The 23644-nt window shown below is 62.8% G+C and carries 18 protein-coding genes and 2 pseudogenes; 8 read left to right on the forward strand and 12 right to left on the reverse strand.

Annotated features, from left to right (window positions below; all coding sequences use genetic code 11):
* Positions 1-18 precede the first annotated feature (18 nt).
* Complete coding sequence (locus tag AC6I6L_RS16085; RefSeq protein WP_497918777.1) at positions 19-1092, forward strand: ComEC/Rec2 family competence protein; 1074 nt, start codon at positions 19-21, stop codon at positions 1090-1092.
* Complete coding sequence (locus AC6I6L_RS16090; protein ID WP_497918778.1) at positions 1089-1388, forward strand: DUF3006 domain-containing protein; 300 nt, start codon at positions 1089-1091, stop codon at positions 1386-1388. The genes AC6I6L_RS16085 and AC6I6L_RS16090 overlap by 4 nt, the downstream gene beginning before the upstream one ends.
* On the opposite strand, the gene AC6I6L_RS16095 is transcribed toward AC6I6L_RS16090, so the two are convergent.
* Entirely contained in the window at positions 1385-2557 is a 1173-nt protein-coding gene (locus AC6I6L_RS16095) for an RNA-guided endonuclease TnpB family protein (RefSeq protein WP_497918779.1), read from the reverse strand. The genes AC6I6L_RS16090 and AC6I6L_RS16095 overlap by 4 nt on opposite strands.
* 2 nt (positions 2558-2559) lie before the next feature.
* Positions 2560-3000 (reverse strand): annotated as a pseudogene (gene tnpA / locus AC6I6L_RS16100) (IS200/IS605 family transposase).
* A gap of 251 nt (positions 3001-3251) precedes the next feature.
* Here tnpA and rqcH point away from each other — a divergent pair.
* Both rqcH and AC6I6L_RS16110 read left to right on the forward strand, forming a co-directional pair.
* Complete coding sequence (rqcH, locus tag AC6I6L_RS16105; protein ID WP_497918780.1) at positions 3252-5441, forward strand: ribosome rescue protein RqcH; 2190 nt, start codon at positions 3252-3254, stop codon at positions 5439-5441.
* 222 nt (positions 5442-5663) lie between these two features.
* Positions 5664-5960: a hypothetical protein gene (locus tag AC6I6L_RS16110; RefSeq protein WP_497918781.1), complete on the forward strand. Its 297-nt coding sequence runs from the start codon at positions 5664-5666 to the stop codon at positions 5958-5960.
* Positions 5961-6003: 43 nt separating this feature from the next.
* Here AC6I6L_RS16110 and AC6I6L_RS16115 read toward each other — a convergent pair whose 3' ends face one another.
* From AC6I6L_RS16115 to AC6I6L_RS16140, 6 genes are all read right to left on the reverse strand, one after another.
* Positions 6004-6522: a hypothetical protein gene (locus tag AC6I6L_RS16115; RefSeq protein ID WP_497918782.1), complete on the reverse strand. Its 519-nt coding sequence runs from the start codon at positions 6520-6522 to the stop codon at positions 6004-6006.
* An 89-nt stretch (positions 6523-6611) separates the two neighbouring features.
* Complete coding sequence (locus tag AC6I6L_RS16120) at positions 6612-6905, reverse strand: DUF6360 family protein (RefSeq protein WP_497918783.1); 294 nt, start codon at positions 6903-6905, stop codon at positions 6612-6614.
* Positions 6906-6962: 57 nt separating this feature from the next.
* Positions 6963-7694, reverse strand: a complete 732-nt coding sequence (locus AC6I6L_RS16125; RefSeq protein WP_497918784.1) for a cytochrome C biogenesis protein — start codon at positions 7692-7694, stop codon at positions 6963-6965.
* 59 nt (positions 7695-7753) lie between these two features.
* Complete coding sequence (locus AC6I6L_RS16130; RefSeq protein ID WP_497918785.1) at positions 7754-8359, reverse strand: TlpA family protein disulfide reductase; 606 nt, start codon at positions 8357-8359, stop codon at positions 7754-7756.
* 80 nt (positions 8360-8439) lie between these two features.
* Positions 8440-10215, reverse strand: coding sequence for a nitrite/sulfite reductase (locus AC6I6L_RS16135; protein WP_497918786.1), 1776 nt, complete (start codon positions 10213-10215; stop codon positions 8440-8442).
* 130 nt (positions 10216-10345) lie between these two features.
* Positions 10346-10669, reverse strand: a complete 324-nt coding sequence (locus AC6I6L_RS16140; protein WP_497918788.1) for a DUF8134 family protein — start codon at positions 10667-10669, stop codon at positions 10346-10348.
* A 638-nt stretch (positions 10670-11307) separates the two neighbouring features.
* On the opposite strand from AC6I6L_RS16140, the pseudogene AC6I6L_RS16145 reads away from it, so the two are divergent.
* Positions 11308-11440 (forward strand): annotated as a pseudogene (locus AC6I6L_RS16145) (mRNA surveillance protein pelota); the annotation flags it as partial.
* Positions 11441-12030: 590 nt separating this feature from the next.
* Here AC6I6L_RS16145 and AC6I6L_RS16150 read toward each other — a convergent pair.
* Positions 12031-12525, reverse strand: coding sequence for a hypothetical protein (locus AC6I6L_RS16150; protein ID WP_497918789.1), 495 nt, complete (start codon positions 12523-12525; stop codon positions 12031-12033).
* 393 nt (positions 12526-12918) lie between these two features.
* Here AC6I6L_RS16150 and AC6I6L_RS16155 point away from each other — a divergent pair, with 393 nt between their 5' ends.
* The gene (locus tag AC6I6L_RS16155) at positions 12919-13986 is read left to right on the forward strand and encodes an mRNA surveillance protein pelota (protein WP_497918790.1); all 1068 of its coding nucleotides are present in this window, start codon (positions 12919-12921) and stop codon (positions 13984-13986) included.
* Positions 13987-14075: 89 nt separating this feature from the next.
* On the opposite strand, the gene AC6I6L_RS16160 is transcribed toward AC6I6L_RS16155, so the two are convergent.
* The 3 genes from AC6I6L_RS16160 to AC6I6L_RS16170 form a co-directional block, all read right to left on the reverse strand.
* The gene (locus AC6I6L_RS16160; RefSeq protein WP_497918791.1) at positions 14076-14837 is read right to left on the reverse strand and encodes a TrmB family transcriptional regulator; all 762 of its coding nucleotides are present in this window, start codon (positions 14835-14837) and stop codon (positions 14076-14078) included.
* Positions 14834-17902 carry an efflux RND transporter permease subunit gene (locus AC6I6L_RS16165; protein WP_497918792.1) on the reverse strand — a complete coding sequence of 1023 codons (3069 nt, stop codon included), beginning with the start codon at positions 17900-17902 and terminating at the stop codon, positions 14834-14836. The genes AC6I6L_RS16160 and AC6I6L_RS16165 overlap by 4 nt, the downstream gene beginning before the upstream one ends.
* A 169-nt stretch (positions 17903-18071) precedes the next feature.
* Positions 18072-18806: an MBL fold metallo-hydrolase gene (locus AC6I6L_RS16170; protein ID WP_497918793.1), complete on the reverse strand. Its 735-nt coding sequence runs from the start codon at positions 18804-18806 to the stop codon at positions 18072-18074.
* A 204-nt stretch (positions 18807-19010) separates the two neighbouring features.
* Here AC6I6L_RS16170 and AC6I6L_RS16175 point away from each other — a divergent pair, with 204 nt between their 5' ends.
* Complete coding sequence (locus AC6I6L_RS16175; RefSeq protein ID WP_497918794.1) at positions 19011-20606, forward strand: hypothetical protein; 1596 nt, start codon at positions 19011-19013, stop codon at positions 20604-20606.
* 90 nt (positions 20607-20696) lie between these two features.
* Complete coding sequence (locus AC6I6L_RS16180) at positions 20697-23528, forward strand: ATP-dependent helicase (RefSeq protein ID WP_497918795.1); 2832 nt, start codon at positions 20697-20699, stop codon at positions 23526-23528.
* Positions 23529-23644 lie beyond the last annotated feature (116 nt).

The following is a 23644-nucleotide window of genomic DNA, read 5'->3' on the forward strand; positions in this document are numbered from 1 at the left end:
CCGTCACGTGAACCGACTATGCGTCGGATACTGGTCGTTTTGTTCGTCTGTGCGATCGCGGTGAGCGCAGGCTGTACCACGGGATTCGAGGTGGACGTCACCGACGAGGCGTCGACGGCCGACCCCGGTGGCGACCTCGAAATTCACCACATCGACGTCGGACAGGGTGATGCAACGCTGCTCGTCACCCCTGCCGACGAGACGATCCTGATCGATACCGGCGACTGGCGAGCGGACGGAGCGACGGTGATCGAGTATCTCGACGCCCACGGCATCGATCGCATCGACCACCTGATCGCGACCCACCCCCATGCCGACCACATCGGCGGTCACGCGGCCGTGATCGAACACGTCGAGGAACGCGGCGAGGGCGTCGGTGCAGCCTACGACTCGGGTGTCATCCACACGAGCCAGACCTACGAATCGTACCTCGACGCGATCGAAACCTACGACGTGACGCTGTTCGAGGTCGGAGACGGCGACGAACTCCCGATCGAGAGCGACGCCCTCACGGCGACCGTTCTGAACCCGCCCGCCGCCGACTCGCGGGAGGACTTCCACTACAACAGCGTCGCACTTTGCATCGAGTTCGGCGGGTTCACCTACCTGACGACGGGCGACGCGGAGCAGGACGCAGAACAGCGCCTCGTCGAGGATCGAACGGACGCCCTCGCATCCGACGCCTACCAGGCCGGCCACCACGGCTCGTCGACCTCCTCGACGTCGCCGTTTCTCGACGCCGTCGGCCCCGACGTTGCGATCGTCTCGAGCGGACTCGAATCCCAGTACGGCCACCCACACGACGAAGTGCTCGAAGCGTTTGCCGAACGCAGCGTCGAGACGTACTGGACGGGCGTTCACGGTGACGTCGTTCTTACTACCGACGGCGAGACCGTCTCCGTGACATCCGAGCGTGCGGCATCGAGCGATCCGAACGATCTGCTCGAAGCGAAACACGCAGCCCAGAACGGGACCGATGAGCGGTCGGCGTCAGTCGACGGATCGAGACTCGACCCACCACCAGTGGACCGTCAGTCGATCGGAACGTCTTCAACAGTCGAGACACCCCTAACGGTGCGAACAAAACCATGAGTGACAACCATACTGCGACGATCGATCGAATCGTGGACGGAACCACCGCGGTGTTGCTGTTCGAAGCCGACGGTGAGGTCGTCGACGAACGCACGGTAGACGTCGAGCGACTCCCCGAGGCGGCCCGCCACGACGGTGCCGTTCTGTCCGTCGAACTCGACGACGGGAACCTTCGATCGATGACGTACCGACCCGACGAGGAACGGGACCGCCAGGAACGGCTGCAGGATCGGTTCGATCGGCTTTCAAAGCGGCTGTCGGACGAAGAGTCCCATAGTGACTTCTCCCACGACTAAAGTCGTGGGCTTCCCTCACGGAGGGTTAGGCCCACGTCGCTTGGGGAGTTCACAGGTTCCATCTCACCGCTTGTTCCTTTGAGTACGACCTGCGTTTCGGGCTGAGCCACAACAGCCCCCACCGTCGATAGCGGGCTCTGAATGTCCTTACCGACGGCTCGTTTGCCGATGTTCGTCGCACCATTCTTGTCGCCGTTGTCGTCCAGTCCACAGCCGTGACACTCGACACGACCCTGTACTTCCCGACTCGTGTTCTGTGACCCACACCGCCAGCACGTCACGGACGTATCGTACTCCTTCACCGGGATGCACTCCCGTCCGTCGAGATGGGATTTGTACGTGAGGATGTTCGCCATCTTCGCATACGGCATCTTGTGGGTCTTGTCGTTCACGTACTGCCCCCTGTCGTTGTCGAAGCGCAACCCCGTCATATCTCCGAACACGATGACAGCGTTACGTTCTCGGGCGCGGGCGACGAGTTCGTTCGCCACCTGATGCAACTCGTGTTCAACCGTTCGGGATTCCTTGTCACCGAGACGTTCGATGACCTGCGCTCCCGAACGCACTTTTGCCTTCCCGATGGACTTGCGGAGTTGCTTGTAGTGTTCGCGGACACGCCGAACCTCTGCGCCGTGGAACTTGGTGTCGCGGTCAGACAGGAACGTGCTAACGGCAACCCAGTTCGCACCCATATCAACGGCGAGTACGTCATCGTATTCGTCTGCGATGGCCACAGACCGTTTGCAGACGAGGTGAACGTACCACTCACCGTCACAGTGGACGAGTTCCGAGTCGCGTATGTACTCGTCGGTGAGCAGGTGCGTGTCCTTTTTGGGAACGTGGACGGGCACCCATATGCTATCTCCCTGTTCTTTCTCGGGATTGTAGACGGGTAGTTTGAACCACCACGACGCGAGAACTGTGTTCTCGTCGTGTTCGATGGTGATGCAGTCGTTGCGGAGGACGACGGGTTGTTCGGTGTCTTCTCGCGGGTTCTTGTTCGACCGGACTTTCCCCGCCTGTTGTTTGGTGGCAGAGTAGAGGTTCGCGTCGTCGTCACCGTGAACAGCGTCTTGGAATGCGCTATACTCGCGCTGGACGAGTCGGGCTTTCCGCTCGGTGAGTGAGTGGAGTTTAACCCGTATCGTGGTGGTGACTTCTCCGCGCATCGTTATCGTCCGGTTTGGGCTTCGATGTACTCCTCGATGGTCTGATTTGATACTTCGCTCGCCGAGGAGACGAAGTATGAACGTGTCCACAGCGAGGGGAGGCCGAAGTCGAACTCCTCACGGAGGTTTCGGGAGGTGTATCCCTTGACCTGTTGAATGATTTTGTTCGGGGAAAGTTTCGGGTCGCCCGTGATGAACAGGTGTACGTGGTCGGGCTGGATTGCCAGTCGGAGGATGTTGAGATCGAGTTCGTCGGCTTTCTCCCCGATGAGTTGTTCAAGACGGTCGGCAACCTCGTCAGTCAGCACCGGTTTTCGGTACTGAGCGGGATCAAAGATCCCGCGAGGTACGCAAAGCTACGCTTTGCTTGACTTCGGGCACCACACGAAGTGGTAGTGGAGGTTGTGAACCGACGTCCGTTCTCGACTGTACCCCCGTGGCATACTGTTAGATAGAAGTCAATCTATCTTAGGTGTTACTCTTTCATCAACCCTCGGTCGGCTATTGGAGATGGTTTGTGTCGTAGGTGGTCGGATTCATCCCACGACTGAAGTCGGTGGGCTTTCTCCTCGATTTTGTGTAACAACTGAAGCGAGTGACACACCTTCGCTCACTCCGTTCGCTCCGAACCGCGCTCGCCCCGAACCGCGCAAAGAGCGACACGTCTTTTTGACCGCGCCGGGGAGTGTGCCGTATGGACCCCAAGCGGGAACTCACGAGCGTCGACCTCGCCGCCCTCGTTCAGGAACTGGGCACCTACGAGGGAGCGAAGGTCGACAAGGCCTATCTCTACGGCGACGATCTCGTCCGTCTCAAGATGCGGGACTTCGATCGCGGTCGCCTCGAACTCATGATCGAGGTCGGGGAAGTCAAACGCGCCCACACGGTCGCGCCAGAGCGCGTCCCTGACGCCCCCGGCCGGCCGCCGCAGTTCGCGATGATGCTCCGGAACCGACTCTCCGGGGCGGATTTCGTCGGCGTCGAACAGTACGAATTCGATCGCATCCTCGAATTCGTCTTCGATCGCGAGGACGGAACGACCCGTATCATCGTCGAACTGTTCGGGCAGGGTAACGTCGCGGTCACAGACGGCGAGTACGAGGTGATCGACTGTCTCGAGACTGTCCGGCTGAAGTCTCGGACCGTCGTCCCCGGCTCTCGCTACGAATTCCCCGATACGCGGACGAACCCGCTGACGGTCTCTCGCGAGGCGTTCGACCACGAAATGAACGACTCCGATACGGACGTCGTGCGCACGCTCGCGACCCAGCTCAATCTCGGCGGTCTCTACGCCGAGGAACTCTGTACCCGGGCTGGCGTCGAAAAAACGCTCGACATCAGCGAGGCGACCGAGGACGACTATCGGCGGGTGTACGAAGCGATCGAACGCCTCGCACTGGATCTCCGAAACGGGAATTTCGATCCGCGCCTCTACCGCGAAGAAGCCGACGCGAGCGCTGACGGTAGCGACGAGGCAGGCGACGCGGGCGACGGAACCGACGAGACTGGCGAGGCGAGCACCGATGCGGCCGACGGCCCGGTCGTCGACGTCACCCCGTTCCCGATCGAGGAACACGTGAATCTACTCGCAGAGCCGGCAAACAGCTTCCTCGCGGCGCTCGACGATTATTTCTTCGAGTTGAGCCTCGAGGACGACTCCGAACCGGACCCGACCGAGCAGAAACCGGATTTCGACGCTGAGATCGCCAAGTACCAGCGGATCATCGACCAGCAGGAAGGCGCGATCGAGGGCTTCGAACAGCAGGCCGACGCCCAGCGCGAGAACGCCGAGTTACTCTACGCCAACTATGGCCTCGTCGACGACATCCTCTCGACGATTCAGGACGCACGCGCGCAAGATCGGTCGTGGGACGAGATCGAGGAGCGATTCTCCGAAGGGGCCGATCGCGGCATCGAGGCCGCCGAGGCGGTCGTCGACATCGACGGCAGCGAGGGAACCGTAACGGTCAATGTCGACGACGAGCGGATCGAACTCGTTGCCCACGACGGCGTCGAACAGAACGCCGATCGGCTCTACACCGAGGCAAAGCGTATCGAAGAAAAGAAAGAGGGCGCGCTGGCAGCGATCGAAGACACGCGCGAGGACTTAGCAGACGCCAAACGCCGCAAGCGACAGTGGGACGAAGACGACGCGGACGAGGTAGCGGACGACGACGAGGAGGAAGACCGGAACTGGCTCTCGATGGCGTCCGTTCCGATTCGAGAGAACGAGCCCTGGTACGATCGGTTCCGCTGGTTCCACACCAGCGACGATTTCCTCGTCATCGGCGGGCGCAACGCCGACCAGAACGAGGAACTGGTCAAAAAGTACCTCGAGCGCGGCGACACGGTTCTTCACACCCAGGCCCACGGCGCGCCGGTCACCGTCCTCAAGGCGACGGACCCGAGCGAGGCGTCCTCACACGACATCGAGATTCCCGAGAGAAGCATCGAGGAGGCCGCCCAGTTCGCCGTCTCTTACTCGTCGGTCTGGAAGGACGGGCGCTACGCGGGCGACGTCTACGCGGTCGACTCGGATCAGGTCTCGAAGACGCCCGAAAGCGGCGAGTACCTCGAGAAGGGCGGCTTCGCGGTGCGTGGCGATCGAACCTACTACGACGACACGCCGGTCGGCGTCGCCGTCGGTATCCAGTGTGAACCGTATACGCGCGTTATCGGCGGGCCGCCGTCCGCGATCGAGGGGCAGGCCGAGACGACGATCGAACTCGAGCCCGGTCGGTACGCTCAGGCCGACGCGGCCAAGCGGCTGTACCGTCGGTTCCGCGAGCGCTTCGAGGACCAGTCGTTCGTTCGCAAAATCGCCAGCCCCGATCGGATTCAACACTTCATGCCGCCGGGCGGGAGTCGAATAGCCGAGAACTGAACTGGCCCAAACGAGACTGCGCGAGGGCGACGCGTCTCCGGTAGCCGCGGCGACCTGGCGATCGGTAGCCCTAATTCATAGGGATTATCGTAGGAATTCATAGTTTCTCTCTGAAGAACCGAGACACAGCGCCGAAGGCCCGGTTTCGAGACCTCCAGTTGGCTACGATAATCCCTATCAGTTCGGGATAAGCTTGATCCGATCGTCGTAACTAGCATCGTCATGGTTTCGGTCACGTCAGTCGATCGGTCCGGTCTCCTCGTCGGGTTACTCCCGGTGGACGCCACGGCCGTGATCGCAGCGATCGTCGCTGCGATGCTGGTCGCGACGGTCGTGTTCTTCGTGTTCGTTGCGTTCGCGCAATACACTCCGTGGTGGGCCGATGAGTTCGATCTGACGAGCGAAGATGTATCGGTAGATCCGTCCGAAACTGCGGGTGATTCCGAGCCGGAAACGCCGACACAGGACGGTGAACCGGGTGCGTCCGACGACGGTACCGAGTCGATCGAGGGCGGATGAAAAACGGGTGCCAGCCGTCCGAATTCAACGGCTTTCGACCGTATTAGTCGATCGAGTCCGCGTTCCCGTCCTGTTTGTCGACCCACCGCTGCTGGGACTCGTCGTAGGATGCCCCGAGAGCGATCAGGAAGCCGATAATCGCCGTGACGACTGCGATCGCACCGACGGCGACGACCCCGATCGAGAAGATCGGCCCGGACAGGACCTGTGCGGATGTCAGCAGTGCGACTGCGGTCACGGCGGCGATCAGCGCGAGCAGGCGACCGAACCGACCGGTGTCGAGTCCGTCGTCCGCGGTGCCGTTGTCGGTGTCGAACAGTTCGTTAAGGACGCCGGCGTACTCGCCGTCGCCGCTGACGCCGTTTCCGAGAGAGTGGATCGAGTGAGAAACCCACAGCCCCGCGGTGAAGTTGAGCAGGGCGACGAACGAGATCAGTCCCAGTTCCCCGCTGACGAACAACCCCGCCAGAACGGCGTTGGCGAACGCGAGAACCATGATTCCGTGCACTGCGAGCGATCGGGTTCCGAAGTCTTCGAGGAGCGAAACGTGTGCGAGCTTCATACAGGACGTACGCCTCCGAGGGGCATACCACTGGACCCTAACAGTGGTGGATGTTCACACAACACGTCGGAAATGGAGACAGTTCCGACTCACTCCGACTGTCCGTCTTCGGCCGCATCGACGCGCGCGGCGTGTTTCTCGAGATCTCCTGCGAGCGTTCGCGCCTGTTCCGGCGTCAGTGTAAGTTCCTCCATGTGCGCGGGCAGGTGCTCTTCGGTCATGTTGTCGAGTTCGAACTGGAGTCGGACGCAATCGGGGTCTTCCCTGTCGGCGGTCGCGTTCGCGACGGCAAAGGACTCCGTCTCGAAATCGTGTCCCTTCACGATCGCGTCGACGAGATCGAGGCTCGTGTACGCGTTGACTTTCATCAGTCGATCGGCCATGTGTTCGGTTCGAGAGAGCGCGCGAACGCACTTATACTGCCGGACGGGGGCAAGCGTTCACCGGCCACCGAGAATTGACGGTGGCAGTTCCAGCCCCTCGACGCCCGGAAGGACGCCGAAGACGACGACCAGATAGTAGACGGAGACGACGACCAGGACGGCACCGACCAGCCGATTCAACGGCGAACTGTACCGCGCGAGCGTCCGGGTGATCCGGCGGCCGGACGACTGGGCGAGAAGCGCGAACGCGAGCAGCGGCGCACCGATCCCCAGCCCGAACGCGAGAAAGCCGAGCATGACCTCGAGTCCCGAGTCGAATCCCGGAAAGACGACCGTCGATCGGCTGAAAAACAGCGCGATCAGCCCCGGATTGCAGGGGATGACAATCGCTCCGAAAAAGAAGCCGTAGCCGAACGCAGAGAGCGTCGGATACCGGGACTGGGGCGGTTCGAGCGTCGGAACCCGGCCGAACCCCTCCGGCGCGACGAGCAACACCGCGCCGACGATCGCGAGGACGGCGAAGGCGATCGGGGAGAGGAGATCGACGGCCTCGGAGACTCCCGCACCCAACACGACCGTCCACAGGAGGCCGACGACCGAGACGAACGCGATCACGCCGGCGACGACGGAGACGCCGAGCGTCAGTTCGGACCTCCGGCGATCGCCCTCGCTGGCGGACACCAGATACGCGATGAACGACGGGTACAGCGGGATCACGCAGGCGGCCGTCAGCGGCGTCGCGAGCCCGATCAGGAAGAATTCGAGTAACGCAGCGGCGGTCGAGGTCACGATTCAGCGACCACTGGCAGGGGTTCGATATAACGGGAATCGGTTTCGCACATCGCGGTTCAACAGCCCTCTTCGACCGCTGACGCGAGGGTGTCGGCGTCGACGACCTTGCCCATGCGGTACACCTCGCCGGCCGGGCAGACGAGGACGACCGGCGACGCCGCACTGACGGTCACGTCCTGGCCGAAGGTCTCGACGAGACTCGCGGTCACCTCCTGGGTCGAGCTTCCGAACCGCCAGTCGAAGCCGTCTTCGGCCGCGTACTCCCGAACCAGGTCCGGATCGTCGTTCGGATCGGTCGTCAGATCGACGATTTCGATGTCCTCGCCCGCGGTCGCGTAGAACTCGTCGAACGCATCCTGCTGGGCGTGACAAACCGCACATCCCCGTGCGAACGTGTGGACGATCGTCGGCCGATCGAAGTCGGCAATTTGGAACGACTCGTCGGTCGTCGCGTCCCGTATCGAGGCAGTTCGCCAGGCGGCGTCGGCCGCGACGTCGACCGGTTCGAGGTCCGCGGCTGACCCGTCGTCCGATTCGTTTGTAGACTCGTCTGCGTCACCACCATCGTCGCCCAGACAGCCCGTGATCGCGACCAGCGCCCCCGCTCCCGCTGTCCGGAGCAGTCGCCGGCGATCGATCGGGGTGGGATCGATTGGAGTCATCGTACTCGGTTTTTAGAACGACACCACAAGAAGCGCTCTGGTGTGGCCCTCGATTCGAAAGGGTCGCGCGAGGACCGACTTTAGTCGTCCGACGCGATCGGCGTGCCGTCGGCCCGCGCCGGGGCGGGGCTGGCGTCGAGGTCGTCGTCCTCGGCGTAGGGGTACCAGGTCCGTTTCGTGTTGTGCATGAACGGGTCCTCGTAGTCCGTCTCCTCGGGTTCGATCAGGGCAGCGAGTTCCTCGTCGTCGCGCGCGAGGACGAACTCGCGGAAGCTCTCCTCACCGGTTCGGGCCTCGGCGAAGTTCTCGAGCAGGTTCGCGATCGCGCCGGGTACCTCGTCGGCGGGGACGCGTTCTGCGACCCAGGAGGCGAACTGCGGGTTCTCGCCGAGACCGCCGCCGAGACCGATGTCGAGCGCCTCGACGGGTTCGCCGTTCTTGCGCGTCTTCATCCCGCGGAGGGAGACGTCGGCGATCTGTGGCTGGGCGCAGGAAGCCGTACAACCCGAGAGGTGAATGTGGAAGTTCTCGACGCCCTCGGGAAGCTCGACGTTCTCGGTGAGCCAGCGCCCGAAGCGGACCTGTCGGTTCTTGGTTTCGACGATCGAGAGCGAGCAGAATTCGGTGCCCGTACAGGCGATCGAGCCGCGCTGGAAGGGGTGCGGGTTGGGGCTGTAGTGGTCGATGACCGACTCCGCCTGCAGGTCGTCGAGGTTCTCCTCGGCGACGTCGGTGAGGATAATGTTCTGACGCTGGGTGAGTCGCACCTCACCGGAGCCGTGTTCCTCCGCTACGTCCGCGAGCGCGTAGCCGTCGTTGACGCCGATTCGGCCGACGAGAACGTTCAGCCCGACGTAGTAGTTGCCGTCGTCCTGTTCGTGGACGCCGACGTGGTCGTGTTTGCCGTCGGCCTCGCCCGCGTTGTAGGAGTACGAGTCTCGCAGGTCCTCGCCCGCGGTCTCGAGTTCGAAGTCGATATACTCCTCCTGAAGGGTCTCGCGGAATTTCTCAGCCCCCCACTCGTCCATGAGGAACTTGATTCGGGCGTTGTACCGGTTCTCTCGATCGCCGTGGTCGCGGAACAGCGCCGAGATGCCGCCGGCGACCTCGACCGCCTGTTCGGGCGTGGTGAAGACGTCGATGTCGCGGGCGAGGCGGGGCTCGTTGCGCGAGAGGCCGCCGCCGACGCGAATGTTGTAACCCGTGACGGTCTCTCCCTCGATCTCCTTCTCGGCGGGTTCGAAGGCCAAGTCGTTGATGTCGCCCTGTCCACAGCCTTCGTCACAGCCGGTGACCGAGACCTTCCACTTTCGCGGGAGGTTCGAGTGCGCTTCGTTGCGCTTGAACGTGTCGTGGAGGTCGGTCGAGAGCGCGTCCGCGTCGACGTGCTCGTGTTTGTCCTTGCCGGCGACCGGGCAGCCGACGATATTCCGCCAGGAGTCACCGCAGGCCTGGACCGTCGAGAGACCGACCTCCTCTAGCTGTTCGAAGATTTCGGGAACGTCCTCGAGTCGGATCCAGTGGAGCTGGATCGCCTGTCGGGTCGTCACGTCGAGCCAGCCGTTGCCGAACTCGGGGTTCGCGACGGGACCGCGGGAGAACTCGTCTGCGATCTCGACGATGCGGCGGAACTGTCCCGGTTCGAGAACGCCACCCGGCGGCCCGATCCGCATCATGAAGTACGATTCCTGACCGGCTCGCTGGTGGTACAGGCCGTACCACTTGAACCGCTCGAACCACGCGTCCTGTTCGTCGTCCGGAATCGATTCCCATCCCTCCTCGGCAAAGCGCTCGATTTCTGCGCGAATATCGGTTCCGTAAAGTTCGTCTTTCCACTGCTCGACGTCGCTGGGCATTTGCTATCCTCCTCTATGAAGGGGGGCTATAAGCCTCTCCTTCTGTCGTCAGTTCTCCCCGCCTCTCACGAGTTCCGGCGGTTGTTGCCCGAACCTGCTCGATCACCTCCGAACCGAGTCTCCCGATCGCTTACTCGCCGTCAGGAGCCGGTTCGACGGTCGATTGAACCGCGTCCGGCGTGAAGGGCATGAACTCCTCGTCGACCATTTGCCCGACCGGCAGCCGATCGATCGAATCTCTCGTCCCGCACTCGAGACACTGGCCGACGGTGTCGACGGCGACGATCGAGCCGTCGACGCGGACGTCGAGGAACCCCTCGAGCAGCACGTAGGCTGGTTCGCAGTCACAGAACGCGCCTCGAGAGAGGGTCCAGACGTCGCTCACGCTCACCTGCCGCGAGTCGTTGACGCTGATCCAGGCCCCGTCGTCGAGCGTTCGCAGTGCGATGGTCATACGATCGATACGGCCTCAGTGAGTCTTTCTTCATCGCCCCGTGCAATGCTTACCGATTCGAGGACGGCGAATCGGGCGTCGATCGCAGGACGAAGTCGGGATTCCGGCGGTCGAGCGGAACCGAGATACCGGCGACATTTTCTGGCATGAGCGAGATGTCGACTCGTCGACGACCGCGAAACACGTACTCCAGCCGGTACTATCACCAGAGTTTCGGCAACGCATACAACTATCGTGTGCCACACTGTACCATAACACATGGAAGTCAGGTGTACGCTCTGCAGACGAACGATTCCAGGACGATCGCTCCAGCGATGGTGTGAGTGCGGGTGGTGTATGGATCCGAACTGCAACCGGAACCACCAGTCGTTCTGTCCGGTCCACGGTGCCGAACGCTGGATCGGCGCAGTCGAACTGTAAGTTATTTTTTGATACAACGCGGCGGCGATCCCCGACGGATCGCCCGATCGAGGAGACGCTGATACGCTGGCAGAGGCCGGTAATCCGGACCCGATCGGGAGGGATCGATCCGGTGAACGCGATCGGTTCTTGGACGGAGAATGGCGAACGGCGAGTGCGAATCGAGCCCTCGACGGGGGATCGCAGTCCACTTACCCGTACCTCGAGAACCCATGCGCATGCAGATCAAAGACCGGGAGCCACTCGACGGCGAGCGTGAACGGGTGACCGTCGTCCCCGAGAGCGTTGACGATCCTATAGTGACGGCACACCCTCGAGTCCGGTGATCGGATGACGGGACAATGCACCCGCGAAGCTTGCCAGTAACGTGGAGCGACTACCCGTTACGGATCGGCGTCCCCCAGATTCCGACCGCTGTGGTTCCCATTCCGTTAGCAGGCGGTGATGGCGGTAAGCTCACAACGGTTCTTGTCCACCAATTGCGGAACGCCCTGACTCAGGCACACTCGCTAACGCACGTGCCACAGATCACGGCCGGCGTCCCGCAGGTGTGAACCAGACAAAGTACACAGCCTGTTACTCCGACGCCTGTCCAAACGACGCCAGCGCACATCCCGGCACAGGCCCCACAGATCGTCGCTGTCGACACACAGTTCAAACAGAGTGTTGGACAGGGTCCAGCGATTTGCGTTTCGACGAGCTCTCTCGCCTCGGTGATGTCGGAGTCCACCTGATAACGAGTGATCGGATTTGTATCACCTTGCGCTTCGGCGTGGGTGCGACTTCGAACATCGGCTTCGTCGTCATCTTCGTGTACCACCCTGTAGCCGTCTGTACGAGTATCGGATGTCGCGATAACAGCATCCGGACGTGCATCGATAACGGCCGCAATTTCTCTCCGCTCGTCGGTGGTGACACTGTGGGAGAACACCATCTCCCCATCAGCCGCGATCAGCACTGGATCGAGCGCCGGAGAGAATGTCGTGGACCGGTTCCGGATATGCGGATTCGTCGTCGAAGAGGAGGTACGCCTCATTGTGTTCCAATTCGTAGTGAATTGTCCCTTCCGATGTCGATAGACTAACGTACTCTATGAGCGGTTCGCCGCTCGCATTCCGCACGGTCGTATGCGTCGCGTCTCGGGGATTTGGGTTGAATTTCACTCCTGCTTCACCGCCGGCATCGTCTCCAAGTTGTGGCTGCTTCAGTTCGCGTTTGATCGCCTTGACCGGTTCTGAACGCAACGCTCGGCCAATAACACGACCGGAAGCGTCGTTCGTATGAATCTGGATGGGTTCCTCCGTTGCTGCACCCATACCACTAGCAAATCCACCGACTGAAGCCGCTGTGACGCCCGCACTCGCCGCTTTCAGTACTGTCCGTCGATCAATCTCGCTGTCTGTTTTGTTAGACAGTATATCGTATCTGAGTGTCATATTTATAAATATTATTTAGATATACTAAAGTAAATTTATAGCTAAATGAGTAATAATCATTTGGAAAATCCCAAAATATGTCGGAATATTCATTTACCATCCTCTTTCATTCATAGATATAGATGGACACAACAAATGCCGGAGTCAATGCTTTGTATTTGGCCCTGTTTTGGGGCCCATTTATTTTCGGTATTTACGTCCACGCGCGCCGTCGTGGAACCACACGGCCGTTTCTGCAGGCGGTCCTCTTTGGTTCGTTCGGACCGGGTGGAGCAGTAGTTTACTGGATCCGACACGGGCAAAACGGATCCGATAACCGATAACTCGTCCGAGCCCTGTCAATAGCCGCTAGGGATCGCAGCCCACTTACCGACACCCCGAGAACCACCTCCCATGCAGATCAAAGACCGGGAACGACTCGACGGCGGCCGTGAACGGCTCACGGTCGTCCCCGAGAGCGTCGACGACCTCTGGCACCTCCAGTACGTCCTCGAACCCGGCGATCGCGTCGCGGGCGACACCACCCGGCGGATCCAGCGCAACGACGACCAGATGCGCGACACCGGCGGCGAACGCGAACATATGTGGGTCGCGATTGCGGTCGAGGATATCGAGTTCCACAAGTTCGCCAATCGGCTGCGCGTCGGCGGCGAGATCGTCGCCTGCTCGCGCGAGGACCAGCTCGGGTTCCACCACACGCTGAACGTCGAGGAGCGAGACGAGTTATCGATCGAGAAGTGGTTCAAACCGGACCAGGAGGCTCGCCTCGAAGAGGCCGAGGAGGCCACGGAGAACCCGGACGTCGCGATCGCCACCGTCGAGGAAGGGCAAGCCCACGTCCACACAGTCGCCCAGTACGGCACCGAGGAGCGAGCGACCATCACCGGCACGACCGGCAAGGGCGAGTACGCCCGCGGGCGATCGGAGCTGTTTGCCGAACTCGGGACGGTCCTCAAACGCCAGGACGCCGACGCGATCATTCTCGCCGGTCCCGGCTTTACGAAACAGGACGCACGGAAGTACATCGAGCAGAACGAACCCGAGGTCGCAGAGAAGATCACGATGGTCGATACGGCCAGCGTCGGCGATCGCGGCGTCCACGAGGTCCTCAAACGCGGTGCCGTCGCGGACGTCCAGGAGGAGACCCGCATCGAGAGCGAGGCCGAGTACATCGACGAACTCACCCGACGGATTGCCGAGGGCGCGAAAGCCGCCTACGGTCCCGAAGAAGTCAAACAGGCCGCCGAGTTCGGCGCGATCGAACGCCTGCTCGTCCTCGACGATCGACTCCGGAAAGAGCGCGGTCCTGACGGCGAGTGGGCGATCGATATCGACGAGATTGTTCGCACGACCGAACAGAAAGGCGGCGACGTGACGGTCTTCTCGAGCGAGTTCCCGCCGGGAGAGCAGCTTTCGAACCTCGGCGGCATCGCGGCGCTGTTGCGCTACCGACTCGAGTGAGAGCGGCGATCGTTCGCACTCTGTGTCGTCGCTCGTTACTTGCCCCCACTCTCCGCCGTCGCTCGTTGGTCGACCCCATTCTCGACTCGTCACTCGTTACTCGGTCGCAGTTCGTCGCTCGCTTCGATCAACTGGATCAGGACGGACGCGAACAGCGAGCCGGAACTCCAGATCGCCGTTTCGCTGCCGTCGTCGTCGATCACGCTCAACAGGAGGCTGTCGTCGTCGACGAGTACGATCCGGCCCGACCGCTGGTCGCTCTCGCGGTAGTCCGGCGGCATCACCACTCGGACGCCGTCTATCGAACCGAGTCGGCTGCGAACCTCGTCGCTGCGGCTGATGACGAGTACCCGAACGCCGGCTTCGGCTCGCTCCGCGAGCGTGCGCTCGATCGAGTCCGTCAGTAGTTCCGGCAATCGCGTGCCGAAGACGATCTCCTCAGAAGCCTGCGAGAGCAGATCGACGACGCGACCGTCGACGCGATCGCGACTCCGGACGGTCCAGATATCTTCTTGTGCTTCCTCGGTCGCGGATTCCCGTTTGACCGCGTCGACGTACTCGAAGGCGCGTTCGCGCTCGCGATCGAATCGTCGCTCGAGCGTGGTCTGAGCCTCCTCGACGCTGACCGGGCGGTAGCGAATCGGGCTCGATTGCTGGACTTCGAGGAGGCCGCGATCTTCGAGGCTGTCCGCGACGCTGTACACCTGCGATCGGGGTACGTCGGTCACGTCAGCGACCTCCGTGGCGGTTCCCGACCCAAGTCGGTGAAGCGCGATGAAGACCTTGGCCTCGTAACTGGTGAGCCCGAGTCGTTCGAAGGCGTCGACCGCGTCGCTTTCGTCGACAGTCACGGGTCGGACTCCTCCGAGCCGTCGGCGGGTTCGAGGTCGACGTCGAACTCGAATTCGGTTTCGGATTCGGGTTGTTCGTCCCGATCGACCGACGATTCGGCGTCGGTGCCGCCGTCACTCGCGGCTGGCGTTCGACCACTGGTTCCCGTCCCGGCAAACGAGACGTCGGGACCAAAGTAGCGCGTCCAGAACACCAGCAGCGTCGGCAGGACGATCACGCTCGCGAGGAACGCGTAGGCGATCGTGAGGGCGGTGATGATCCCGAACTGGCGAAGCGCCGGCAATATCGCGAACGTGAGGGTTCCGAAGCCGCCGATCGTCGTCGCCGCGCTGCCGAGCAATGCGCCGCCGGTGCCGGTGACGGTCGTGTGTAGCGCCGACCAGACGTTGCCCTGGCGCTCGAGTTCGAGCGAGTAGCGGGCGCTGACGTGGATGCTGTAGGCGACTCCGAGCCCGACCGTGAGGCTCGTGATCATCCCCGTGAGCACGTTAAACGGCATTCCGATGAGGTACATCGTCCCGAGAATCCAGCTGACGGAGAACGCGACCGGGAGCAGGGTCACGACTCCGAGGGTGGCGCTGCTGCCGGTCAGCCGGTAGGCGATCGTCAGGAAGACGAACACCGCAACGAGCGTGATCAGGAGACTCTCGAGAACGGTATCGAGCAGGTCCTGTTCGACGATGTAGCCCACGATCGGGTCTCCGGTAGCGGTCGCACTCCAGCGGCCGTCACTGCCGTCTTCGAGGGTCGCCGCGATCGATCGCATCTCCTCGGTCGTGTCGCCGGGGCTTGCAGTGCCCTGAATGCCAACGACGATGCGGGCGGCGTCGTACTCGCCGTCGTCGGAGCGACTGAGGACCTGACTCGCGGCTTCCTCGTCCGCCTCGAACAGGTCGTCGTACAGCGCCGAGACGTTCTCGTCGGGAACGCCATCGTCGTTCGTGTCGGCTGCAGAGAACGACTCGTTGAACGATTCGTTTGCCGCGGCGACGGACTCCATCGTCGAAAGTGGATCCTGTACGTCCGCCTCGCCGGTCGCGAGCGTAAAGGCGACGGTACTGTCGCCGGCCTCGGTTCGCGAGTCGTCGACTCGCTCCAGGAATTCGTCGTCGTCGACCGCTCCCTCGGCCAGCAGTTGGGCCTGACTCCCCTCGCGCTGGAACTGTTCGTTGACGAACGCGAGATCGTCCTTGGCCTGGTACTCGCCCGGCTTGAACGGCTCGGGAAGCGTCTGAGTCCACTCGGGCGGAGCGTCCGCGAGGAAATCCTCCTCCTCGAAACTCGTATCCACCTGCGTCGCGCCGTAGACGCCGCCCGCGGTGAGCAACAGGACGCCGACGAGGACGGCCAGCGGAATCCGTCTAGCGGCGATCGAGCCGACCGTCAGCGCGTCGCTGAACCGTCCGCCGCCGGTTCCGAACGCGCGCTTCCGGCGATCGACGCCGCGGGATTCGAGGAACTCGTCGATCTCGATCTTGGCGGCGGGAATCATCGCCCCGAAGACGACGAGCGTAGCGAGGATGCCGACGGCGCTAACGATTCCGAACTCGCGAATCGGGGCGATAGGGCTGACGAGGTTCGAGAGGAAGCCGATGACCGTCGTAGCCGTTACCCAGATGAGCGCGACGCCGACGCCTGCAAGCGCGATCGACATCGATCCCCGAACCGAGCTGACGCTGTCGTCATCGGCGCTCTCGCCGGTCGGTTCACGTCCCGTCTCGCCAGCGTCGCTCGCCCCGCGTTGCTCTCGATGCCGCATGAAGACGTGGATCGCGTAATCGATCGAGAGCCCGATCAGGAGGACGGGAACGGCGACGAACATCTGGTTGAACGCGATATCTGCCCAGCCCATGAAGCCGAACGTCCAGATCAGGACGGCGACGATTCCGACGACGCCGAGGACGATATCGAGCGGATCGCGGTAGGCGACGAGTAACGCGCCGACCACGAACAACATCGCGAGCGGGCCGACGATCGTCAGACTGTCGATCATCGATCGATCGATCTCGTCGGTGATGATTCCGGCACCGAAGACGAGGTAGTCCTGCTCGTTGTCGTTGGCCAGCTGTCGAAGGTCGAGCTGGCTCTGGGTGATTCGTTCGTCCGTGCCTTCGATTTCGTCGACACCGCTGTCTCCGGTCGACTGGACCACTGAGGTCAACCGCGCGTCGGCCTGCGTGCTACCGGGGACGTACGAGGTCGGCATCAGCGCCAGCGCGGCGTTGTCGTTGGAATCGTCCGCGGAGAGCGTCCGTTCGAGGGTGTCCTCGTACGCGTCGTCGTCGAGGGCCTCGAGGGCGTCGATTTGCTCATCGACCGTCGGGCCTGAACCGCCGTTTTGGAGGACGCCAGCCGTCCCAGCGAGATACGCATCCTCGAGTTCTGCAGAGAGTTGCTGGTACTCGGGGTCGGTCTCCGGGTCGTCGGACTGGGCTTCGATCGCGTATCGCTGGGATTCGATCTCCCGGACCTGTGCGACGGTATCCGCGTACTGCTCGGTCTGTTCCTGGGTGAGCCCGTCAGTGGCGTTCTCGACGACCTCGTCGAACTGGGCCTCGAGCTCGTCGGCCCGAGCCTGGTACTCGGGGTCGCTCTCGTTTGCCGTCTGGTTTAGCGCTTCGTACTCGCGCTGGAGGGCGATCGTTTCGTCGATGCCGGCCTCGAGGTCGGCGCTTCGTTGCTCGTTGACCGCCCTGATCGCGACGACGTTTTCGACGCCGGTGATGGCATCGTCTTCAACCAGTGTTTCGTTGATCGACTCCGTGTCTCTAATCTCCTGTTGGAACTCGAGTGAGTTGATCAGCGACTCTTTTGTCAGGACGTTATCGCCGCGTGCGATCACCTGTACGACGGTCGTGTTCTCCTCTCCGCCGGTCGAGAAATTGCCGTCGATACGTTCGAGCGCCTTCGCCTCGGGCGAATCGCCCTCGAACTGATCGAGCGAGGAGTCGTCGTCGACCATCGACGCCCCCGCGCCGACGAGGACCGTCGCCAGCAACAAGACGACCAGGATTGCTCTGGTGTGGTCAGTGACGAATTCCGCGATCCGATCGGGCGCACTCATGCGTTGACCTCCCGGTACGGCTTCGAACATTCGATGGAGAGCATTCTGTTGTTACGATCCTACTAACGCGATCTATAAACGTGTTCGGATGGGGTGATTCTGGTGAAACCGCGAGCCGTACGCTCCGCCCCAGGTGAAAACCAGTGAACCGACGATCGAGTGAGATCAGTCACTCGATCGAGACCGTCTGGAGATCCTCCGCGAATCGCACGTCGCCGTCGTAGTGGGCACCGATCGAGTCGAGCATCTCCTGGTGTCGACCGTCGGTGTGGGGATAGAGGTGCGTGAGGTAGACCCGGCCGATCTCCCGGCCGGCGAGTTCGCGGCCGAGCGCCGACGGCGTCGGGTGGTTCGAGACGTCGACGTCGTCGGGGAACGAACAGTCGTGGGCGACTATTGCGGAGCCTTCGGCAAAGTTGGCCAGTCCCGCGAACGCTTCGCTGTCCCCGCTGAACGTGAACAGGTCCCCGAAGCGGTAGGCGAGACAGGGCAACGAGTGGCGTGTCTCGTAGGCCGAGACGTCGAAGCCGGCGGCGGTGAACTCGCCGGCGACGACCTCCCGGACCTGTAGATCGATCTTGTCTTGCATGTACTCGTGGACCGAGAGGAGGTCGTCGAGCAGGGCCTTGGTTCCCTGCGGGCCGACGATTTCGAGGTGTTCCTCGCCGGCCAGCCAGCGGGCTTTGATCAGCGGCAGCAGATCCGCGACGTGGTCGAGGTGGTGGTGGGTGAGCAACACCGTCGAGACGGCCTCGTAGCCGACGCCGGACTGCTGAAGGCGGTGGAGGACGCCCGAGCCACAGTCGATCAGCAGGGTTCGGCCCTCGTCCTGGATCAGAACACCGGTCTGAAACCGCTCGCCGGTCGGCATCGCGCTGCCAGTTCCGAGAAAGGTAACGCGCATACGGTGCCGTGGGTCGGCCTGCCGGATAAGCATGGCTCCTCACGTCGAAGACGGGCGAAATTGCGTCCCCGCAACCCGAAGCCAGCCGTAGCCGTCGTTCGACCGACCGGATCCACCCCTCGAATCGATCGCTGGCACCGAACGGGTCGGGCCTGCCGAGAGGGGAGGGCTTACTTGCCTCCTCTCGAAAGTGCCGCGTAACCTATGCTCGACAGCCAGGACCACTCCGTCGAGGAACTCGAGGAGCGCGTCGACGCCCTCGAACCCGTGGCGGAGGACACCGATGGCGACGATCGAACCGAGCTGGCCGACACGCTGGTCGAACTCGCAGCCGCCTACGGCGATCGAGGCGCGTTCGACGCCGAGCGGTCGACGATCGATCGACTGGCCACCCTCTGTGCGGACGAGGCGGACCTGACGGGCTACACCGAACGAGCGCTGGCAAACGCGACCGCAGTCTCCGATCGCGCCAGAGCGTACGAAACCGGGATCGATCCCGAACGAATCGAGGCGTTCCGCGAGCGACTGGAGACGCGCTACGAGGACCACCCCGAGGCGGCCGTCGCCGCGCAACTGGCCCGCGCGACCGCCCAGACGGCTCACGCCTACGGCAAGGCAGAAGCTCCCGCCCGAATCGAAGCGCTGGTCGATCGACTCGAGGCGCTGTACGGGACCCACCCGACGACGGCGGTTGCGGCTCAGCTGGCGATCGGCTACGCCTACGGCGAGCGCTACCTCGACGAGCAGGCGGGCAAGAGCCGCCTCGAACGCGCCGAAGAGCTGTACGAAGCCCACCCCGAGGGACCGGTCGCGGCGGGACTGGCGGGGGTCATCGCCGCCCGAACGAACGCCGACGCCCGCGGTGCGGACGTCGACACGATCGAACGACGGATCGAGCGCATCGAGGGGCTGGCCGCGGAGTATCCCGAAAGCGACCTCGAGCGCTGGCTACCGATCGCCTTTGCGAACGCGACCCGTGCGAGTTTCGAGGCGGCGGAGTACGACCGACTCCAGAAGTGGGGACGACGGACGAACGACCTGTACGACGAACGCGAAACGGTCGATCGCGCGACGTGGGCGGCGGCAGCGACGTTCTACTCCGCGCGAGGCTCGTTTTTCGAACACGAGATCGAAACGGCTGATCGAAAACTCGATCGGCTCAGGAACCTCGAGTCGACGTTCGAGAACCCGGTCTTCGAACACTGGCTCGCCCGTAGCATGTTCGACGCTGCCAGAGCGTACGCCGAAGTGGGCCAGTACGAGCGCGCTCGATCGACGGCCGACCAACTGGAATCGTACGCGGTCGGGCACGAGGATCAGGCGGAGATCGAGGCGGGACTGGACGCCCTTCGCGAGCAGGCTCCGGGCCTGTTCGGGGATGGCGCGGTGGCTGACTGCGAGAACGAGTCTGAAGAGGATGGTCAGTGTGGGCATCACGCCGATGCCAACGTAGCGGCGATGGACGAACCGGGCCAGGCGATCGACGAACCACACGGCGAGCGATCGACAGAGCCGGATCGAGACGCCGACCATCCCGACCGAGGCGCCGGCCATCCCGGTCCGCACGAGTCCGGGACGCCGGGGTCTCGGACCCTTGCAAACCCAGACGAGACCGCCTCGTCGTGTGACTCGTGTGGAACCGGCGGCTGTGGCGGCTGTCGGAGCGAGGTATCGCCCGCGAGCACCGGTACGATCGTCGCAGCGGGACTGGCCGCCGCACTCGTCGTCGTCTCGGTAACCTACTTCGTCTATCGGCTGTTCGCGATCGGGCGTTCGGCTCTCGGCGGCGCGAGCGAGTAGGGTACGGGCCGGCCCACTCCCTCAATCGACGCGTTCACTTTCGCTCCGGTGGGCAAACCCTCTTACATACCCAACCCGCAGACGACGGTAATGGACGGGGACGATCGACTCGAATTACCTGTCGCCGACGAGGACCTTCCCTTCGATCCCGAGGGGGTGACGATCGAGGACGGTGACGTCTTCTCCCTGCTCGAACCTGCCGTTCAGCAGTGGTGGCTCGAAGAATTCGGCGAGTTCGTCCCCGAGAACGAGGGCTTTTTTACGCCGCCACAGGAGGGAGCGATTCCGAAGATTCACCGGAGGACGAATACGCTGGTCTGTGCCCCAACCGGGTCCGGAAAGACGATGTCCGCCTTTTGTGCGATCGTCAACGAACTCTACCGGCGCGATCGCGAATCCGACGATGGTCTCGAGAACTCGGTCTACTGTCTCTACGTCTCGCCGCTGAAATCGCTCGCAAACGACATCCACCGTAATCTCGAGGTGCCGCTGGAGGGCATCGAATCGATCGTCTCCGATCGTGCCGACGCGGAGATGGGCGAGATTCGCCACGCGATTCGTCACGGCGATACCTCCTCGGCCGATCGCCAGAAGATGCTCGAGGAGACGCCCCACATTCTCAATACGACGCCCGAGACGCTCGCCATCTTGCTCGACTCACCGAAGTTCCGCGAGAAGCTTCGCAGCGTCGAGTACGTCATCGTCGACGAAATTCACTCGCTGGCAGATGGGAAACGCGGCACCCACCTCTCGGTAAGCCTCGAACGACTCGAAGCGATGGCCCACGGCGAGATCACTCGGATCGGCTGCTCAGCGACGATCGAGCCGCTGTCCCAGGTTGCGGAGTTCCTCGTTGGCTGCGAGACACCACGCGTCTCGGATGGTATGAGCGAGGAGCGAGGCGACTCGCAAGAGGGCGAGGAGTCCGGCGGCGAACCGCGACCGTACGAGATCGTCGACGCTCGCTTCGCCCGCGAGTTCGATATGCGACTCGAGTGTCCGACCGACGACCTGATAAACACGCCCCGCGAGGTCGTCCAGGACCGGTTTTACCGGATGCTTCACGATCACATTCGGGACCACACGAACACGATCGTCTTCACCAACACGCGATCGGGTGCGGAACGAGTCCTGCACAACCTCCGGGAGCGATTCGACGCTTACGACGAGGACAACTCCGGCTGTCACCATGGTAGCCTCTCGAAAGAGGTTCGCCAGAATATCGAGGGGCGACTAAAGACGGGCGATCTCGACGTAGTCACCACCTCGACATCGCTGGAACTGGGGATCGACATGCCCCACGTGGACCTCGTCGTGCAGGTCGGGTCGCCCAAATCCGTCGCCGCCTTGCTCCAGCGGATCGGACGGGCGGGCCACCGCGTCGGCCAGACCGTCACCGGCCGGGTGATCGCGCTCGATCGGGACGAACTGCTCGAGTGTGCGGTCATGCTGAAGAAGGCCGAGGAGGGCTTTGTCGACTCCGTCTCGATTCCCGAGAACGCTCAGGACGTGGCCGCCCAGCACGTCTACGGGATGGCGATCGCGGAAATTCGGCCCGAGTCGGCGGTGCAAGCGATTCTTCGCCGCGCGTATCCGTACCGGAACTTCTCGGAACGGGAGTACGAACAGCTGATGCGCTACCTGACCGCCGAGTACGCCGGCCTCGAAGACCGCAACGTCTACGCGAAGGTCTGGCGCGACGCGAACGACCCGCCAGAGGGCCAACACCACCACGACGAGTTCCCCGTCGGCGAGACACTGATCGGCAAACGGGGCCGACTCGCGCGGGTCATCTACATGACCAACATCGGGACGATTCCGGATTCCTTTACTTGCGACGTTCACACCCGCGCGAGCGACGAGTGGGTCGGCCAGTTGGACGAGAACTACCTCGACACTCTCGAGAAGGGCGACGTCTTCGTCCTCGGCGGCAACCACTTCGAGTACCGCTACCGGCGCGGCTCGAAGGTGTACGTCGATCGAACCAGCGCCCGGCCCACCGTTCCCTCGTGGTACTCCGAACGACTGCCCCTCTCGTACGACCTCGGCTGTGAGATCCTCGACTTCCAGGCCGAACTGCTCGATCGCTACGCGGCAGGCGGTCCGCCGCGCGTTCGGGCGTGGCTGCGGGAGTTCCCGCTCGACGACGACAGCGTGCGCGCGATCGCCCGCCTGTTCGAACACCAGATTCGCTATGCGGGCCCTGAGAGCGTGAGCACGCCCGATCGACTCGCGGTCGAAGTCGTCCGCGATCGCGAAGAGTACGAGCGCCACTACTACGTCCACTCGGCGTACGGCCGAAAGTTCAACGACGGTTTCGCCCGCCTGCTCGCCTATCGCTGTGCACAGGAGGCGACGGCGAACGTGCGGGTGGCCGTCGCGGACAACGGGTTCGTGCTCTCGATGCCACTCAACCGGAAGGTCGACCTCGACGGAATCCTCGCGGATCTCGATCCCGACCGGGTTCGCGAGGATCTCCGGGCGGCCCTTTCGGACACTGACCTGCTCCAGCGATACTTCCGGATCAACGCGACGCGATCGCTGATGATCTTAAAACGGTACAAAGGCTACGAGAAGTCCGCCAGCGAACAGCAGGTGTCGAGCGAGATGCTGCTCGGCTTCGCGGAGGAGTTAGAGGAGTTCGCGGTCATCGAGGAGACCTACCGCGAGATCCTCTCGGACAAGCTCAACGTCGCGGAGATCGAGTCGATCGTCGCGGCGATCGACTCGGGCGAGATTTCGATCGAACGACAGCTTGCCGACTCGCCGACGCCGCGGGCGTTCGGGCTGGCGACACTCTCTGCGAGTGACGTCGTTCTCGCGGAAGACGAGAGTGCAGCACTGCAGGCGTTTCACGAACACGTCCTCGAGGAGATCGGCGAGGAGTCGCTTGCGGGACTGTCAGCGGGCGAAGACGACTGATCGCTGGCCAGTACACCAGTGTGTTCCCGGCCGAATCCGTACTGGCGGTCGATCGCTCTGTCCTTCTGTTCTGAACCGAACACGTAAATCAGGGAACCGACCATAGTTACGGAAGG

This window comes from Halosolutus sp. DAT137 (genome assembly GCF_059736405.1).

Excerpts from the sequence above, each read along its gene's own strand:
- AC6I6L_RS16085 (WP_497918777.1), top strand. The coding sequence starts at position 19 with ATGCGTCGGATACTGGTCGTTTTGTTCGTCTGTGCGATCGCGGTGAGC.
- AC6I6L_RS16090 (WP_497918778.1), top strand. The coding sequence starts at position 1,089 with ATGAGTGACAACCATACTGCGACGATCGATCGAATCGTGGACGGAACC.
- AC6I6L_RS16095 (WP_497918779.1), bottom strand. The coding sequence starts at position 2,557 with ATGCGCGGAGAAGTCACCACCACGATACGGGTTAAACTCCACTCACTC.
- rqcH (WP_497918780.1), top strand. The coding sequence starts at position 3,252 with ATGGACCCCAAGCGGGAACTCACGAGCGTCGACCTCGCCGCCCTCGTT.
- AC6I6L_RS16110 (WP_497918781.1), top strand. The coding sequence starts at position 5,664 with ATGGTTTCGGTCACGTCAGTCGATCGGTCCGGTCTCCTCGTCGGGTTA.
- AC6I6L_RS16115 (WP_497918782.1), bottom strand. The coding sequence starts at position 6,522 with ATGAAGCTCGCACACGTTTCGCTCCTCGAAGACTTCGGAACCCGATCG.
- AC6I6L_RS16120 (WP_497918783.1), bottom strand. The coding sequence starts at position 6,905 with ATGGCCGATCGACTGATGAAAGTCAACGCGTACACGAGCCTCGATCTC.
- AC6I6L_RS16130 (WP_497918785.1), bottom strand. The coding sequence starts at position 8,359 with ATGACTCCAATCGATCCCACCCCGATCGATCGCCGGCGACTGCTCCGG.
- AC6I6L_RS16135 (WP_497918786.1), bottom strand. The coding sequence starts at position 10,215 with ATGCCCAGCGACGTCGAGCAGTGGAAAGACGAACTTTACGGAACCGAT.
- AC6I6L_RS16140 (WP_497918788.1), bottom strand. The coding sequence starts at position 10,669 with ATGACCATCGCACTGCGAACGCTCGACGACGGGGCCTGGATCAGCGTC.
- AC6I6L_RS16150 (WP_497918789.1), bottom strand. The coding sequence starts at position 12,525 with ATGACACTCAGATACGATATACTGTCTAACAAAACAGACAGCGAGATT.
- AC6I6L_RS16155 (WP_497918790.1), top strand. The coding sequence starts at position 12,919 with ATGCAGATCAAAGACCGGGAACGACTCGACGGCGGCCGTGAACGGCTC.
- AC6I6L_RS16165 (WP_497918792.1), bottom strand. The coding sequence starts at position 17,902 with ATGAGTGCGCCCGATCGGATCGCGGAATTCGTCACTGACCACACCAGA.
- AC6I6L_RS16170 (WP_497918793.1), bottom strand. The coding sequence starts at position 18,806 with ATGCGCGTTACCTTTCTCGGAACTGGCAGCGCGATGCCGACCGGCGAG.
- AC6I6L_RS16175 (WP_497918794.1), top strand. The coding sequence starts at position 19,011 with ATGCTCGACAGCCAGGACCACTCCGTCGAGGAACTCGAGGAGCGCGTC.
- AC6I6L_RS16180 (WP_497918795.1), top strand. The coding sequence starts at position 20,697 with ATGGACGGGGACGATCGACTCGAATTACCTGTCGCCGACGAGGACCTT.